Annotated in this window: 20 protein-coding genes; 19 read left to right on the top strand and 1 reads right to left on the bottom strand. The window is 69.0% G+C overall.

All coding sequences use genetic code 11. From position 1 onward, the window contains the following. Positions 1 to 2: 2 nt before the first annotated feature. The 15 genes from rplP to map all read left to right on the top strand — a co-directional run bounded on the left by rplP (position 3) and on the right by map (position 8,296). Positions 3 to 422 carry a 50S ribosomal protein L16 gene (rplP, locus tag AB0K73_RS08770; protein WP_360516521.1) on the top strand — a complete coding sequence of 140 codons (420 nt, stop codon included), beginning with the start codon at positions 3 to 5 and terminating at the stop codon, positions 420 to 422. Continuing rightward, a complete protein-coding gene (gene rpmC, locus AB0K73_RS08765) occupies positions 422 to 748 on the top strand; it encodes a 50S ribosomal protein L29 (RefSeq protein WP_360516523.1) in 327 nt (108 codons plus the stop codon). Before rplP ends, rpmC begins: the two co-directional genes overlap by 1 nt. A gap of 2 nt (positions 749 to 750) precedes the next feature. Then, positions 751 to 1,050, top strand: a complete 300-nt coding sequence (gene rpsQ / locus AB0K73_RS08760; protein WP_360516526.1) for a 30S ribosomal protein S17 — start codon at positions 751 to 753, stop codon at positions 1,048 to 1,050. Positions 1,051 to 1,082: 32 nt separating this feature from the next. Further along, positions 1,083 to 1,451 carry a 50S ribosomal protein L14 gene (rplN, locus tag AB0K73_RS08755; RefSeq protein WP_360516529.1) on the top strand — a complete coding sequence of 123 codons (369 nt, stop codon included), beginning with the start codon at positions 1,083 to 1,085 and terminating at the stop codon, positions 1,449 to 1,451. A 2-nt stretch (positions 1,452 to 1,453) separates the two neighbouring features. Further along, positions 1,454 to 1,813: a 50S ribosomal protein L24 gene (rplX, locus tag AB0K73_RS08750; protein ID WP_360516532.1), complete on the top strand. Its 360-nt coding sequence runs from the start codon at positions 1,454 to 1,456 to the stop codon at positions 1,811 to 1,813. Next, entirely contained in the window at positions 1,813 to 2,400 is a 588-nt protein-coding gene (gene rplE, locus AB0K73_RS08745; protein ID WP_360516535.1) for a 50S ribosomal protein L5, read from the top strand. Before rplX ends, rplE begins: the two co-directional genes overlap by 1 nt. Positions 2,401 to 2,530: 130 nt before the next feature. Further along, positions 2,531 to 2,929, top strand: coding sequence for a 30S ribosomal protein S8 (rpsH, locus tag AB0K73_RS08740; protein WP_360516538.1), 399 nt, complete (start codon positions 2,531 to 2,533; stop codon positions 2,927 to 2,929). 4 nt (positions 2,930 to 2,933) lie between these two features. Further along, on the top strand, positions 2,934 to 3,470 hold the full coding sequence (gene rplF, locus AB0K73_RS08735; RefSeq protein ID WP_360516541.1) for a 50S ribosomal protein L6: 537 nt from the start codon (positions 2,934 to 2,936) through the stop codon (positions 3,468 to 3,470). Between the two features lie 2 nt (positions 3,471 to 3,472). Further along, entirely contained in the window at positions 3,473 to 3,832 is a 360-nt protein-coding gene (gene rplR, locus AB0K73_RS08730; protein WP_360516544.1) for a 50S ribosomal protein L18, read from the top strand. Continuing rightward, positions 3,829 to 4,530 (top strand): 30S ribosomal protein S5, encoded by a 702-nt coding sequence (gene rpsE / locus AB0K73_RS08725; RefSeq protein ID WP_360516547.1) that lies wholly within the window; start codon positions 3,829 to 3,831, stop codon positions 4,528 to 4,530. The genes rplR and rpsE overlap by 4 nt, the downstream gene beginning before the upstream one ends. Continuing rightward, the gene (gene rpmD, locus AB0K73_RS08720; protein WP_174240768.1) at positions 4,530 to 4,712 is read left to right on the top strand and encodes a 50S ribosomal protein L30; all 183 of its coding nucleotides are present in this window, start codon (positions 4,530 to 4,532) and stop codon (positions 4,710 to 4,712) included. The genes rpsE and rpmD overlap by 1 nt, the downstream gene beginning before the upstream one ends. Further along, on the top strand, positions 4,712 to 5,380 hold the full coding sequence (gene rplO / locus AB0K73_RS08715) for a 50S ribosomal protein L15 (RefSeq protein ID WP_360516551.1): 669 nt from the start codon (positions 4,712 to 4,714) through the stop codon (positions 5,378 to 5,380). Before rpmD ends, rplO begins: the two co-directional genes overlap by 1 nt. A gap of 135 nt (positions 5,381 to 5,515) precedes the next feature. Then, a complete protein-coding gene (gene secY / locus AB0K73_RS08710) occupies positions 5,516 to 6,835 on the top strand; it encodes a preprotein translocase subunit SecY (protein WP_360516554.1) in 1,320 nt (439 codons plus the stop codon). Continuing rightward, on the top strand, positions 6,832 to 7,461 hold the full coding sequence (locus tag AB0K73_RS08705) for an adenylate kinase (RefSeq protein WP_360516557.1): 630 nt from the start codon (positions 6,832 to 6,834) through the stop codon (positions 7,459 to 7,461). Before secY ends, AB0K73_RS08705 begins: the two co-directional genes overlap by 4 nt. Before the next feature lie 7 nt (positions 7,462 to 7,468). Beyond that, positions 7,469 to 8,296, top strand: coding sequence for a type I methionyl aminopeptidase (gene map / locus AB0K73_RS08700; RefSeq protein WP_360516560.1), 828 nt, complete (start codon positions 7,469 to 7,471; stop codon positions 8,294 to 8,296). A gap of 45 nt (positions 8,297 to 8,341) precedes the next feature. Here the strand turns inward: map and AB0K73_RS08695 are convergent, their stop codons facing one another. Next, complete coding sequence (locus AB0K73_RS08695; RefSeq protein WP_360516563.1) at positions 8,342 to 10,213, bottom strand: PTS sugar transporter subunit IIA; 1,872 nt, start codon at positions 10,211 to 10,213, stop codon at positions 8,342 to 8,344. 224 nt (positions 10,214 to 10,437) lie between these two features. Between AB0K73_RS08695 and AB0K73_RS08690 the strand changes: the two genes are divergently transcribed. The 4 genes from AB0K73_RS08690 (at position 10,438) to AB0K73_RS08675 (ending at position 14,441) form a co-directional block, all read left to right on the top strand. Further along, the gene (locus AB0K73_RS08690; RefSeq protein ID WP_360516566.1) at positions 10,438 to 10,749 is read left to right on the top strand and encodes a PTS IIB subunit; all 312 of its coding nucleotides are present in this window, start codon (positions 10,438 to 10,440) and stop codon (positions 10,747 to 10,749) included. A gap of 94 nt (positions 10,750 to 10,843) precedes the next feature. Then, a complete protein-coding gene (locus AB0K73_RS08685; protein ID WP_360516569.1) occupies positions 10,844 to 11,110 on the top strand; it encodes an HPr family phosphocarrier protein in 267 nt (88 codons plus the stop codon). A gap of 42 nt (positions 11,111 to 11,152) precedes the next feature. Then, positions 11,153 to 12,835, top strand: a complete 1,683-nt coding sequence (gene ptsP, locus AB0K73_RS08680) for a phosphoenolpyruvate--protein phosphotransferase (protein WP_360516572.1) — start codon at positions 11,153 to 11,155, stop codon at positions 12,833 to 12,835. Between the two features lie 19 nt (positions 12,836 to 12,854). Further along, positions 12,855 to 14,441, top strand: coding sequence for a PTS mannitol transporter subunit IICB (locus AB0K73_RS08675; protein WP_360516576.1), 1,587 nt, complete (start codon positions 12,855 to 12,857; stop codon positions 14,439 to 14,441). The last annotated feature ends 6 nt before the right edge of the window (positions 14,442 to 14,447 follow it).

Below are 14,447 nucleotides of genomic sequence, written 5' to 3'. Positions count from 1 at the left end.
CCATGTTGATTCCCCGTCGAGTCAAGTACCGCAAGCAGCATCACCCCGGCCGTTCGGGCCACGCCACCGGCGGCACGAAGGTCACCTTCGGCGAGTACGGCATCCAGGCGCTGACCCCTGCGTACGTGACGAACCGTCAGATCGAGTCCGCTCGTATCGCGATGACCCGTCACATCAAGCGCGGCGGCAAGGTGTGGATCAACATCTACCCCGACCGTCCGCTCACGAAGAAGCCCGCCGAGACCCGCATGGGTTCCGGTAAGGGCTCGCCCGAGTGGTGGGTCGCGAACGTCAAGCCGGGTCGCGTCCTCTTCGAGGTCTCGGGTGTCTCCGAGGAACTCGCTCGCGAGGCCATGACCCGTGCCATCCACAAGCTGCCCCTCAAGGCACGCATCATCAAGCGCGAGGAGGGCGACGCATAATGGCCGTCGGAACGAAGGAGCTCGCTCCCAACGAGCTCGACACCTTTGAAGACGAGCGACTCGTCGACGAGCTGAAGAAGGCCAAGGAGGAGCTGTTCAACCTGCGCTTCCAGGCCGCCACCGGGCAGCTCGAGAGCCACGGCCGCCTGCGTGCCGTCAAGCGCGACATCGCGCGCATCTACACGGTCATCCGTGAGCGCGAGCTCGGCATCCGGGCGACGCCCGCACCGGTCGAGGCGAAGGCCACGACCGAGAAGAAGACCAAGAAGGCCAAGGCCGCATCATCCACGGATGCCGCAGCCGAGGCAGAGACGAAGGAGGCCTGATCATGGCTGAGACCGAAAAGGCCGCGGCCGAGGTCGCCGAGACGGCCTCGCACCGCCCGTACCGCAAGGTGCGTCGCGGCTACGTCGTGAGCGACAAGATGCAGAAGACCATCGTGGTCGAGGTCGAGGACCGCGTGAAGCACCCGCTGTACGGCAAGGTCATGCGCCGCACCTCGAAGGTGAAGGCGCACGACGAGCAGAACACCGCGGGCATCGGCGACCTCGTCGTCATCAGCGAGACCCGCCCCCTCAGCGCCACCAAGCGCTGGCGCCTCGTCGAGATCGTCGAGAAGGCCAAGTAAGCCTCGCGCTTGCTTGAAAGAAGGAGTTCAAAGTGCTTCAGCAGGAATCACGACTCAAGGTCGCCGACAACACCGGCGCCAAGGAGCTGCTCACGATCCGCGTGCTCGGGGGTTCCAAGCGCCGCTACGCCGGCCTCGGTGACACCATCGTCGCGACCGTCAAGGACGCGATCCCCGGCGGCAACGTCAAGAAGGGCGATGTGGTCAAGGCCGTCATCGTCCGCACCGTCAAGGAGACGCGTCGTTCCGACGGCTCGTACATCAAGTTCGATGAGAATGCCGCGGTGATCCTCAAGAACGATGGCGACCCCCGCGGCACCCGCATCTTCGGACCAGTCGGCCGCGAGCTCCGCGACCGCAAGTTCATGAAGATCATCTCGCTGGCACCGGAGGTGCTGTAACCATGGCCAACATCAAGAAGGGCGACCTCGTCCAGGTGATCGCGGGCCGCAGCCAGGCGCGCGGCGGAGACCGCGGCAAGCAGGGCAAGGTCATCGAGGTCCTCGTCGCCGAGAATCGCGTCGTGGTCGAGGGCGTGAACTACGTCACGAAGCACATCCGCGTCGGCCAGACCCAGCGCGGATCGAAGACGGGCGGCATCGAGACGCACGAGGCGCCGATCCACGTGTCGAACGTCGCGCTCGTCGACCCCGAGTCGAAGAAGCCGACCCGCGTCGGCTTCCGCACCGAGACCGTGACGAAGGACGGCGTGCAGAAGACCGTCCGCGTCCGCTACGCCAAGAAGTCAGGTAAGGACCTGTAATGACCGATACGGCAACGCAGGCTGGCAAAATCCAGCCGCGACTGAAGACCAAGTACCGGACCGAGATCTCGAAGACCCTCGCCGAGGAGCACGGCTACACCAACGTGCACCAGGTCCCGGGCCTCGTGAAGATCGTCGTGAACATGGGCGTCGGCGAGGCGGCCCGCGATGGCAAGGTCATCGATGGAGCCATCGCCGACCTGACCAAGATCACCGGGCAGAAGCCGCAGGTCACCAAGGCCCGCAAGTCCATCGCGCAGTTCAAGCTGCGCGAGGGCCAGCCGATCGGCGCGCACGTCACGCTGCGCGGCGACCGCATGTGGGAGTTCCTCGACCGCCTGCTCTCGCTCGCGCTGCCTCGCATCCGCGACTTCCGCGGCCTGTCGGACCAGCAGTTCGACGGCAACGGCAACTACACCTTCGGCCTCGTGGAGCAGTCCGTGTTCCACGAGATCGACCAGGACAAGATCGACCGCGTCCGTGGCATGGACATCACCGTGGTGACCACCGCCAAGAACGACGACGAGGGCCGCGCGCTGCTCAAGCAGCTCGGCTTCCCGTTCCGGTCGGACGCGTCCGCCAGCTGAACTCCGGATGCCGCGGGCGACGAGTTCGCGGCATCCGACCCGGTCCGGGCATCCGCTCGGGCAAGCCACCACAGGTCATCACTCGTGTAACGGGTGCTGAAACCTGGTGAACGTAAGGAAACCATTCGTCATGACGATGACCGACCCGGTCGCTGACATGCTGACCCGCCTGCGCAACGCGAACTCCGCGCATCACGACACCGTGTCGATGCCGCACTCGAAGCTGAAGGCGCACATCGCCGAGATCCTCCAGCGTGAGGGCTACATCGCCGGTTTCGAGGTCGCCGAGGCGCGCGTGGGCAAGACGCTCACGCTGCAGCTGAAGTTCGGCCCGAACCGCGAGCGCTCCATCGCGGGCATCAAGCGCGTGTCCAAGCCCGGCCTGCGCGTCTACGCGAAGTCGACCGAGCTGCCCAAGGTGCTCGGCGGCCTCGGCGTCGCGATCCTGTCCACCTCCAGCGGTCTGCTCACCGACCGCCAGGCCGAGAAGAAGGGTGTGGGCGGGGAAGTCCTCGCCTACGTGTGGTAGTTCCATGTCACGAATCGGACGACTTCCCATCGACATCCCCTCCGGTGTCGACGTCACGGTCGACGGCGGCGCCGTCACCGTCAAGGGCCCGAAGGGCGAGCTCGCGCTCACCGTCGCATCCCCCATCGAGGTGAAGATCGAGGACAACCAGGTCCTCGTCACGCGGCCCGACGACGAGCGCGAGTCGCGCTCGCTGCACGGCCTCACCCGCACGCTCATCGCGAACCAGATCATCGGCGTCACGCAGGGCTACACCAAGGGCCTCGAGATCGTGGGCACCGGTTACCGCGTCGCCCAGAAGGGCTCGTCGGTCGAGTTCGCGCTCGGATTCTCGCACCCCGTGACCGTTGAGCCCCCGGCCGGCATCACGCTGACCGTCGAGGGCAACAACAAGATCACGGTGGCCGGCATCGACAAGCAGGCCGTCGGCGAGACCGCCGCCAACATCCGCAAGATCAAGAAGCCCGAGCCGTACAAGGGCAAGGGCATCCGCTACGCCGGCGAGGTCGTTCGTCGCAAGGCCGGAAAGTCAGGTAAGTAATCATGGCTGTGAAGACCAAGTCGGCCGCGCGTACGCGTCGCCACACCCGCCTTCGCAAGAAGATCGTCGGCACCGAGCTGCGCCCGCGTCTCGTCGTGACGCGCTCGGCCCGACACGTGTTCGTGCAGGTCGTGGACGACAGCAAGGGCCGCACCGTGGCCTCGGCGTCGACCATGGAAGCCGACCTCCGCGCGTTCGAGGGTGACAAGACCGCGAAGGCCAAGAAGGTCGGCGAGCTCGTGGCCGAGCGTGCCAAGCAGGCCGGCATCGATTCCGTCGTGTTCGATCGCGGCGGCAACAAGTACGCCGGTCGAGTCGCCGCCATCGCCGATGGCGCACGAGAGGCGGGGCTGAGCCTGTGACCGACAACAAGAAGGAGAACGAGGTGGCTGCAGTGGCAGAGGCACCCGTGGAGACCGCCGCCGCGAGCGAGGCTCCCCAGAACGAGCCGCGGGAGGCCCGTCGTGGCAGCCGCGACCGTGGCCCGAGCCGCGACCGCGGTGGCCGTGACTCCGAGAAGAGCCAGTTCCTCGAGCGCGTCGTGACCATCAACCGCGTGTCCAAGGTCGTCAAGGGCGGCCGTCGCTTCAGCTTCACGGCGCTCGTCGTCGTGGGTGACGGCAACGGTCTCGTCGGCGTCGGGTACGGCAAGGCGCGCGAGGTTCCGACCGCGATCTCGAAGGGCGTCGAGGAGGCGAAGAAGAACTTCTTCCGCGTCCCCCGCGTCGGCATGACGATCCCGCACCCCGTGCAGGGCGAGGCGGCCGCAGGCGTCGTCCTGCTCCGCCCGGCGTCGGCCGGTACCGGCGTCATCGCCGGTGGTCCGGTGCGTGCCGTGCTCGAGTGCGCCGGCATCCACGACGTCCTGAGCAAGTCGCTCGGCTCGTCGAACACCATCAACATCGTGCACGCCACGGTGCAGGCCCTGAAGGAGCTCGAGGAGCCCCGTGCGGTCGCCGCACGTCGTGGCCTCGACTACGACGAGGTCGCCCCGGCTCGCCTCCTGCGTGCCGAGGCCCAGGCGGCCGAGGCTGCCGCAGCAGCGAAGGCAGGTGCCTGATGGCCAAGCTCAAGGTGACCCAGATCAAGTCCAAGGTGAGCGAGAAGCAGAACCAGCGCGACACGCTGCGCAGCCTGGGACTGAAGCGCATCGGCGACTCGGTCGTTCGCGACGACACCCCGCAGAACCGCGGGTACGTCAAGACCGTCGCCCACCTCGTGAAGGTTGAGGAGATCGACTAATGGCAGAGAACGAGAAGGCCGCCGAGGCCGCCGAGCCCAAGAAGGCTCCGGCGAAGAAGGCCGCCGACAAGGCTCCCGCGAAGAAGGCGCCGGCCAAGGCCGCCGCTGCGAAGGCCGGCGCTGCGAAGGCCGGCGCTGCGAAGGCCGGCGACGCGAAGGCCGAGAAGGCCCCTGCGAAGAAGGCAGCTGCGAAGAAGGCGCCCGCGAAGAAGGACGCCGATGTCGTGCGTGAGCCCGTGCTGAAGGTGCATCACCTGCGCCCCGCGCCCGGTGCCAAGAAGGACAAGACCCGCGTCGGACGCGGTGAGGGTTCGAAGGGCAAGACCGCCGGCCGCGGCACCAAGGGTTCGAAGGCCCGAGGCACCATCCGCCCCGGGTTCGAGGGTGGACAGCTTCCGTACCACATGCGTGCGCCGAAGCTGCGCGGCTTCAAGAACCCGTTCCGCGTCGAGTACCAGGTGGTCAACCTGGAGAAGCTCGCCGAGCTCTACCCGAAGGGCGGCGACGTCACCATCGCCGACCTCGTCGAGAAGGGTGCCGTGCGCAAGAACGAGCGCGTCAAGGTGCTCGGCAACGGCGACATCCAGGTCAAGCTCAACGTTGCGGTCGACAAGGTCTCCGGCTCCGCCGAGCAGAAGATCGTCGCCGCCGGCGGCTCGGTCAAGTAGTCCGAACCTCGAAGGAAAGCCCGAGCCTGTCGGGACCTCGCGTATGATTCACGGGGGTCTCGACAGGCTCGAGCCGCATTTGGACCCAGTCGGCAACAGCGCAACACGCTCCCACACGGAGTAACAGGAGGACGAGTGTTCAACGCCATCGGGCGGATCTTCCGCACGCCGGATCTTCGCCGCAAGATCGGGTTCACGCTGGGCATCGTTGCCCTGTTCCGGCTCGGGTCCTTCATCCCGGCCCCATTCGTGGACTTCGGGAACGTACAGGCCTGTCTCGCGGCGAGCCAGGGGACATCCGGCCTCTACGAACTCGTCAACCTGTTCTCGGGCGGCGCGCTCCTCCAGCTGTCGGTCTTCGCGCTCGGCATCATGCCCTACATCACGGCGTCGATCATCGTGCAGCTGCTGCGCGTCGTGATCCCCCACTTCGAGGCGCTGTACAAGGAGGGCCAGGCCGGACAGAGCCAGCTCACCCAGTACACCCGTTACCTCACCATCGCGCTGGGGGTCCTGCAGTCGACGACGCTCATCACGGTGGCCCGGTCGGGAGCGCTGTTCCCGTCGGGCGACCCCGCGTGTGCGCAGCTGATCACGAACGACGCCTGGTACGCGATCCTGCTGATGGTCGTCACGATGACCGCGGGCACCGGCCTCATCATGTGGCTCGGCGAGCTGATCACCGAGCGCGGCATCGGCAACGGCATGTCACTGCTCATCTTCGCGTCGATCGCGGCGACGTTCCCCGGCTCGCTCTGGGCGATCGGTGTGGCCCGCGGCTGGGACATCTTCGCCCTCGTGATCGCCGTCGGCCTCCTCATCGTGGTGGCGGTCGTGTTCGTCGAGCAGTCGCAGCGACGAATCCCGGTGCAGTACGCGAAGCGCATGGTCGGCCGTCGCACCTACGGCGGCAACAACACCTACATCCCCATCAAGGTCAACATGGCCGGCGTCATCCCGGTGATCTTCGCCTCGTCGCTGCTGTACCTTCCCGCGCTCATCGCGCAGTTCAACCAGCCGCAGGCCGGCGATGAGCCGCAGCCGTGGGTCGTCTGGATCACGAACTACCTCACGCAGGGCGACCAGCCGCTGTACATGCTCGTGTACTTCCTCCTCATCGTGGGCTTCACGTACTTCTACGTGGCGATCACGTTCAACCCCGACGAGGTCGCCGAGAACATGAAGAAGTACGGCGGCTTCATTCCCGGCATCCGTGCGGGTCGTCCCACTGCCGAGTACCTCGACTACGTGCTCACCCGCGTGACGCTGCCCGGCTCGCTCTACCTGGGCCTCGTGGCCCTGATCCCGCTGATCGCGCTCGGACTCGTGGGCGCGAATGCGAACTTCCCGTTCGGCGGCGCGTCGATCCTCATCATCGTCGGCGTCGGCCTCGAGACCGTGAAGCAGATCGACGCGCAACTCCAGCAACGGCACTACGAAGGGCTCCTCCGATGACGGCATCCGCCTCGGCTCGTCTCCTGATCGTCGGGCCCCAGGGCTCCGGCAAGGGAACGCAGGGCGTGCGTGTCGCTGAGGCGTTCGGCGTGCCGCAGGTGGCGACGGGCGACATCTTCCGTGAGAACGTCTCGGGCGGCACGGAGCTCGGCAAGAAGGTGCAGTCCATCATCGATGCGGGCCACCTGGTTCCCGACGAGCTCACGAGCGAGCTGGTGCGCGACCGCCTCGAGCAGTCCGATGCCGAGCACGGCTTCCTGCTCGACGGGTACCCGCGCAACCGGCGGCAGGTCGATGACCTCGAGGGATTCCTCGCCACTCGCGGCGAGTCCCTCGACGCCGTCATCGAGCTCGTGGTCCCGCGCGAGGAGAGCATCACGCGGATCACGCAGCGTGCCGCCGAGCAGGGTCGTACCGACGACACCGAAGAGGTGATCGCCAACCGCCTCGCGATCTACGAGCGCGAGACCGCGCCGATCCTCGAGGTGTACCGCGACCACGGCATCGTCGACGAGATCGACGGCGTCGGCACGCTCGACGAGGTCACCGAGCGCATCTTCGCCGCCTTGGCGAAGCGCGGCCTGAACGCCGGAGGCGACCACGGCGACAACGGCGCCACGGCCTGACGTCCACGTGTTCCGCAGGTCGCTCTACAAGTCGCCGGCCGAGCTCCGCTCCATGCTGCCGGCGGGATCCGCGACCGCGGCGGCCCTCGAGGAGGCGCGACGACTGATCGCGCCGGGCGTCACCCCGCTCGAGCTCGACGCCGCTGCCGAGCGTGTGATCCGCGGCATCGGGGGGCGCCCGAACTTCCAGCTGGTGCCGGGCTACCGGCACACGCTCTGCGTGTCCGTCGACGATGACGTCGTGCACGGCATCCCCGGCGACCGGCCGCTCCGAGCCGGAGACATCGTCTCCGTCGACGGAGGTGCCGACGTCGACGGATGGAACGGCGACGCCGCGTTCACGGTCGTGCTGCCCGACGCGAGCCGGCCCGAGGTGGTGGCTGCTCGGGAGGCCCTCTCGCGGGTCACCGAGCAGGCGCTCTGGCACGGCATCGCCGCGCTCGCGGGAGCCCGGCACCTCAACGAGGTGGGCGCGGCGATCGAGGACTACGTCCAAGGCGCAGGAGAGTACGGGATCCTCACCGACTACGTCGGGCACGGGATCGGCCGCGACATGCACGAGGAGCCGCCCGTCTTCAACTACCGCGTCGACCGTCGCGGAACGGCCGTACGGCCCGGCCTGGTCGTCGCCATCGAGCCCATGATCGTCGCAGGCGCAGTCGACACGTTCGTGCGCGACGATGAGTGGACGGTCACCACGGCCGACGGGGCGGATGCCGCGCACTGGGAGCACTCGGTCGCCGTGCACGATCGCGGCATCTGGGTGCTCACCGCCCCCGACGGCGGCGCGGCCGCGCTTGCGCCGCTCGGCGTGGAGCCGGTGCCGATCCCATAGGCGGCCGGACGCCGCGACGGCGCGCAGCGCGCCGGCTTCAGTCCGTCAGTCGCCGTGGGGCTCCATGAGCCGGGCGAGCTCGGCGAGGAGCCCCGGGTAGTCCTCGGCGCCCTGCACCAGCCGTTGCACGTTCTCGCGCTCGGAGAACGCCTCGACGAACTGGTCGAAGACCTCCTGGAACTCGGCACGCCCGCTCTCGGCGAAGGCGATGAGGGCGACGACGTGCACGTTCGCGCCGCCCCAGTCGACGGGGGTGTCGTCGATCGCGATGGCGATCGCGGTGCGCTGCGCCGACATGGTCATCGCGTGCGGCACGGCGAGCTGCTCGGTGAATGCGGTCGAGGAGAGCCGCTCACGCTCCAGAGCGCCCTCCACGTAGGCGTGGTCGATGACGCCGACCCCGATCATGAGGTCGCCGAGGTGGCGGATGACGCCCTCCCGATCGAGGCCGCCCATGCCGCGGACGAACAGCTCGGGTGCGATGTACCGGGCGAGCGACGCGGCCAGCCGCATCCGCCGGCGTGCTCGTCGCACGCGCGAGACCTCGGTCCGCACGCGTTCCAGGTCGGCGTCCGTGGGGAACGGCTGGACCACGACGAGGCGCCCCGCGGGGGCGGTGGTGGCCATGACCGAGACCACGAGGTCTGCCGATCCGAGGTCGGCGCCGGCCGTCACGACCTCGACGTCGTCGTCCAGCGCGGCGTGCACCCGCTCCGCGAGGACCGTATGCACGTCGTGGTACGCCGGCGCGGAGACCGCCACCCGCACGATCTCGGCGTGCGCGCGGCGTCGATCGAGGTGGGCGCCCACGTGCATCGCGATGTACGCGATCTCGTCGTCGTTGACCGCGATGTCCTCGGAGCGGGCGAGCTCGCTCGCGATGTAGACCGCCAGCTCGTAGATGAGCGGGTAGGCCGCCTTGATCGACGAGGTGAGCGGGTTCCGCGAGAAACTCGACTCGCTCGCCCGGGCGACGAGGTTGTCGACATGGAGGGCGAGGCGGTCGATGAAGTCGTCGTCGTCGAGGTCGATGAGGTACGCCGCCGAGGCACTCGCGACCACGCGGCGCACGAGGGGTACGCGTGGTGAGACGGGCCGCTCGTCGGCCTGTGCCTGGGCGGATTCGCGTGTGCGAGTCGCCGCGCGCGTCTCGAGGAGCCGCGTGAGATGTGCGAGGTCGGCCGGACCGATCGCGGTGCCGAAGTGCTCGGCGATGAGTCGCTCGAGGAGTTCGGAGAGGGGCCCGCGCCCGGCGGCATCCGGTGCCTCCAGCGGATGGTCGTGCGCGACCCGGTCGAGCGCGATGGCCGTGTGCAGGAGCACGTCGTTGAGCCCGTACTCGTTGGGGGCGTAGCCGGCCTCGGCGAGCCCGGCGACGAGCGCCGCGCGGAACGCGGGGATCTCGGGGAACACCGCTCGCAGCGCATCGAGCTCGAGCAGGCCGCGCGCCGACTCCTCGCGGAAGAGCGCACCGAGCAGCCGACGCCTCGCCGTCTCGGGTCCCTCGAGCGTGATCCGGGCGCCATGACGTGCGAGCGTGAGGCCCGTGCCGTCGAGGCGTGCCCGCACCCGGGAGAGGTCGGCCTCGAAGGTGGAGTCGCTCACGTGGTTCGCGGCGGCCGCCTCGAACGCGTCGAGGCCGTCCGTCGCATCGATGAGCGCCCGGATGACACGGGAGACGCGGACCGCGGGCGTGGCCTCCCGCCGCGGCTCCGAACGCCGGGCCGCCCAGGCCGCGCGGTCGAGGCGGTAACCCGCAGGCCCCGACTCGACGACGGTGCCGCCCGCGTTCGCCTGCGCCGCATAGTTGCGGATGGTGCGCGTGGTCACCCCGAGCCGATCCGCGAGCTCGGACGCCGTCGTCCATGTCGTGACAGCGCCGAGCGCCTCGATGAGTCGCTCCCACTTCTGCGCCACTGCTGCTCCCGGATGTCGCGGCGCCACGCGACGCCGTGCGGTGCGCCCAGTCAATCACCGCCGACCGGCCGGCGGGCCTTCCCTCACGCATTTTCCCGGGGTGCGGAAAGGAATCGGGTGGAGCTCGGATCCCCGACGGGTGCATGATCGACTCGATCGCGGTTCCACGCCGCGGCCGAACGATCGACGAGGACCGGACGATGGCCGGGCGAGGAGGCTTGCTGGTGCGCATCATCGTGGTCTGCGGCGCAGGTGCCTCGAGCACCTTCGTGGCACACCGGATCCGGAGAGCCGCAGCAGCTCGCGGACTCGACGTGCACGCGACCGCCACGAGCGAGTCCCAGCTCGACGCTGCCCTCGCCGACGCGGACGTGCTCCTCGTCGGCGCACACCTCGGCGACCGCGTCGGCCTGCTGCGCGAACGTGCGGCGGTGGCATCCGTGCCGCTCGTGATCCTCCCCGAGACCGCGGCTGCCGCGGCCGACGGGGAGGACGCCCTCGATCTGGCTCTCGAGTTCGCTGGGGCCGGATCATGATGCCACTGCGCTCGCCGCGTGCCGCAGTGGTCACCGACCCGCGTGCGGGCTATGTTGAGCGAGGGAACGGAAGCCAGCGACGGAGACCGGAATCATGGTGGAACGCACAGTTCGGATCGGATCCACGCACGGCCTGCACGCACGGCCGGCGAAGCTCTTCACCCAGGCCGCGGCCGCATCGGGATCACAGGTCACCGTGCAGAAGACCGGCGGGCCGGTCGTCAACGCGGCCAGCATCCTCGCCGTCATCTCGCAGGGGATCGACCACGGCGACGAGGTCACGATCGTCGTCGACGGCGGTGACGAGCAGGCGGTGCTCGACCAGTTGGTCGATCTCCTCAGCACCGACCACGACGAGTAGCTCGCGGCATCCGTCGCCCAGGCAACCGGAGCAGGAGGGCGAATGATGGAGATCAGGGGCACCGGAATCGGCCAGGGGGTCGCCGTCGGGCCGGTCGTGCGCATGGCGGAACGCCTGCCCGAGCCGGTCGACCGGCCGAGCCACCTCGACCCCGAACGCGAGGGGGAGCGGGCGAGGGCGTCGCTGTCGGTCGTCGCCGCCGAGCTCGCGAATCGCGGGGCGAAGGCGGGCGGTGCGGCGAAGGACGTGCTCGAGGCGCAGGCCATGATGGCCGAGGATCCGAGCCTCATCGACGAGGTCACGAAGCTCCTCGCCTCGGGCAAGACCGCCGAGCGCGCCGTGTTCGAGGCGTTCGCCGCCTATCGCGACCTGCTCGCCGGCATGGGCGGGTACATGGGGGAGCGGGCCGCCGACCTCGACGACATCTCCCAGCGCGTCATCGCGCACCTCCTGAAGCTCCCGGCGCCCGGCGTGCCGAACCCGGGCCACCCCTTCGTGCTCGTCGCCCGGGACCTCGCGCCCGCCGACACCGCGACCCTCGACCTCGACCAGGTCCTCGGGCTCGTCACCGTCGACGGCGGCCCGACCTCGCACACCGCGATCCTCGCCCGCGAGAAGTCGATCGTCGCGGTCGTCGGAGCAGCGGATGCCACGGCCCTCGCCGACGGCGACACCGTCGTCGTCGACGCAGCGAGCAGCCTCGTCGTGTCGTCGCCGACGCCCGAGCAGATCGCCGAGGCGAACGCGCGGATCGCCGAACGCGCCGCACTGCAGGCCGCCCCCGTGACGCCGGGTGCGCTCGCCGACGGCACGCCGGTGCCCCTGCTCGTGAACCTCGGCTCCGCCGACGGCGCCGCCGAGGCGCTGCGGCTGGGGGCCGAGGGCGTGGGGCTCTTCCGCACCGAGTTCCTCTTCCTCGACCATGACACCGCACCGAGCGTGCGCGACCAGCAGGAGCACTACACGAGGCTCCTCCGGGCGTTCGAGGGCAAGAAGGTCGTCGTACGGGTGCTCGACGCCGGCGCCGACAAGCCGCTGTCGTTCCTCAACGCCGCACACGAGGAGAACCCGGCACTCGGGCTCCGCGGCATCCGGGCGCTGCGACACACCGAGGTCATCCTGCGGGAGCAGCTCACCGCGCTCGCCGCAGCGGATGCCGCGACCGACGCCGAGGTGTGGGTCATGGCGCCCATGATCGCGACCGTCGAGGAGACCCGGTACTTCGCGGCACTCGCGAAGGAACTCGGAGTGCGGGTCGCGGGGGTCATGGTCGAGACGCCGTCGGCCGCCCTGGTCGCCGACCGGGTGCTCGCGGCCTGCGACTTCGCCTCGATCGGCACGAACGACCTCACGCAGTACACGATGGCCGCCGACCGACTGCTCGGCACCGTCGCGAACCTGCAGGATCCGTGGCATCCGGCCGTGCTCCGCCTGATCGGCGAGGTGGGCGCCGCAGGAGCCGAACTCGGCAAGCCCGTCGGCATCTGCGGCGAGGCCGCCGCAGACCCGCTGCTCGCCGTCGTGCTCGTGGGCCTCGGCGCCACGAGCCTGTCGATGTCGCCGTCGGCACTCGCAGATGTCCGCGCCTCCCTCGCGCGGTACAGCCCGGATGACGCGAAGGCGCTCGCCCGGGCAGCCCTGGCCGCTGAGGGAGCGGCCGAAGCCAAGCGGGCGGCTGAGGCCGCCGCATCCGAGATCACCGCGTCGCGGGCCACCGCGTCGTGAACACGAGAGGGGCAACACCATGACAACGACGTCTGCGGGAGCGAAGCGGCCGGGGGGAGCACGCGTCGCCGTTCAGAGGGTCGGCACCTTCCTCAGCGGCATGATCATGCCGAACATCCCCGCGCTCATCGCGTGGGGCATCTTCACCGCGTTCTTCATCCCGGTCGGGTGGACCCCGAACGCCGACCTGTCGACCATCGTCGGTCCGTTCATCCACTACCTGCTCCCCGTTCTCATCGCGTACACCGGCGGCCACCTCGTGTACGGCATGCGCGGCGGCGTGGTCGGCTCGATCGCGACGTTCGGTGCGATCGCCGGCTCCGACCTGCTCATCGCCCAGGTGAACGCGACCCTCCCCGAGGACAACCAGCTCGGGCAGATCCACATGTTCATCGGCGCGATGATCCTCGGTCCGCTCGCGGCCTGGTCGATGAAGCGGATCGACGCGCTCTGGGACGGCAAGATCCGTGCCGGCTTCGAGATGCTCGTCAACATGTTCTCGGCGGGTATCTGGGGCTTCGTCATGGCGATCGTCGGCTTCTACCCGATCGCATGGTTCGTCAACGGTCTGATGAACGTGCTGTCGACCGCGGTGAACTGGCTCGTCGAGACGAACCTGTTGCCGCTCACGAGCATCCTCATCGAGCCGGCCAAGGTGCTCTTCCTCAACAACGCGATCAACCACGGCGTGCTCACGCCGCTCGGCCTCACGCAGTCCGCCGAGGAGGGCAAGTCGATCCTGTTCCTGCTCGAGGCCAACCCCGGCCCCGGCGTCGGCCTCCTGCTGGCGTTCACCTTCTTCGGCATCGGCGCGGCGAAGGCGTCCGCGCCGGGCGCGGCGGTCATCCAGTTCTTCGGCGGCATCCACGAGGTGTACTTCCCGTTCGCCCTCATGAAGCCGGCCCTCATCCTCGCCCTCATCGGCGGCGGCATGACGGGTGTCACCACGAACATGATCTTCGACGCGGGCCTTCGGGCACCCGCCGCGCCGGGCAGCATCTTCGCGGTGATCGCGCAGACGGCGAGCGACAGCTACCTCGGCGTGATCCTGTCGGTCATCCTCTCGGCGGCGGTGACGTTCATCATCGCGGCGATCATCCTGCGGGCCACGCGCAAGCGGGACCTCGCCAACGAGGCCGACGCGTTCGCCGACGCGGTGATCGCGACCGAGACGAACAAGGGCAGGAGCTCGGCGGCGATGGACACGCTGCGGGCGCGGTCGAGCGACGAGCAGGTGGCCGAGGACGCGGTCGACCGCCTCGAGACACGGGCGGAGACGGACGACGCCCTCGCGGGGGGCACGGTCGCCACCCGACAGGTGCACCACGTCGTGTTCGCCTGCGACGCGGGCATGGGGTCGTCGGCCATGGGTGCGAGCGTGCTGCGCAACAAGATGAAGAAGGCGGGCATCGAGGACGTGACGGTCGAGAACAAGGCCATCGCGAACCTCGACGAATCGGCCGACCTGGTCATCACCCAGGGCCAGCTGACGGATCGCGCCCGCCACATGACGCCCGACGCGATCCACGTCTCGGTGGACAACTTCATGAACTCGCCGAAGTACGACGAGGTCGTGCACCTCATCGAGACGCAGAAGGGCCGCTGACGATCC

The organism is Agromyces sp. NPDC052230, assembly GCF_040679595.1.
GTDB lineage: Bacteria > Actinomycetota > Actinomycetes > Actinomycetales > Microbacteriaceae > Agromyces.
This window is presented reverse-complemented; position numbering and strand designations above follow the sequence as displayed.

Coding starts and splice junctions, on each gene's coding strand:
- ptsP (WP_360516572.1), top strand. CDS start 11,153: ATGATGGAGATCAGGGGCACCGGAATCGGCCAGGGGGTCGCCGTCGGG.
- rplO (WP_360516551.1), top strand. CDS start 4,712: ATGGCAGAGAACGAGAAGGCCGCCGAGGCCGCCGAGCCCAAGAAGGCT.
- AB0K73_RS08685 (WP_360516569.1), top strand. CDS start 10,844: ATGGTGGAACGCACAGTTCGGATCGGATCCACGCACGGCCTGCACGCA.
- rplR (WP_360516544.1), top strand. CDS start 3,473: ATGGCTGTGAAGACCAAGTCGGCCGCGCGTACGCGTCGCCACACCCGC.
- rpmD (WP_174240768.1), top strand. CDS start 4,530: ATGGCCAAGCTCAAGGTGACCCAGATCAAGTCCAAGGTGAGCGAGAAG.
- rplF (WP_360516541.1), top strand. CDS start 2,934: ATGTCACGAATCGGACGACTTCCCATCGACATCCCCTCCGGTGTCGAC.
- rpmC (WP_360516523.1), top strand. CDS start 422: ATGGCCGTCGGAACGAAGGAGCTCGCTCCCAACGAGCTCGACACCTTT.
- rplE (WP_360516535.1), top strand. CDS start 1,813: ATGACCGATACGGCAACGCAGGCTGGCAAAATCCAGCCGCGACTGAAG.
- rplP (WP_360516521.1), top strand. CDS start 3: ATGTTGATTCCCCGTCGAGTCAAGTACCGCAAGCAGCATCACCCCGGC.
- AB0K73_RS08705 (WP_360516557.1), top strand. CDS start 6,832: ATGACGGCATCCGCCTCGGCTCGTCTCCTGATCGTCGGGCCCCAGGGC.
- rpsQ (WP_360516526.1), top strand. CDS start 751: ATGGCTGAGACCGAAAAGGCCGCGGCCGAGGTCGCCGAGACGGCCTCG.
- rpsH (WP_360516538.1), top strand. CDS start 2,531: ATGACGATGACCGACCCGGTCGCTGACATGCTGACCCGCCTGCGCAAC.
- AB0K73_RS08675 (WP_360516576.1), top strand. CDS start 12,855: ATGACAACGACGTCTGCGGGAGCGAAGCGGCCGGGGGGAGCACGCGTC.
- rplX (WP_360516532.1), top strand. CDS start 1,454: ATGGCCAACATCAAGAAGGGCGACCTCGTCCAGGTGATCGCGGGCCGC.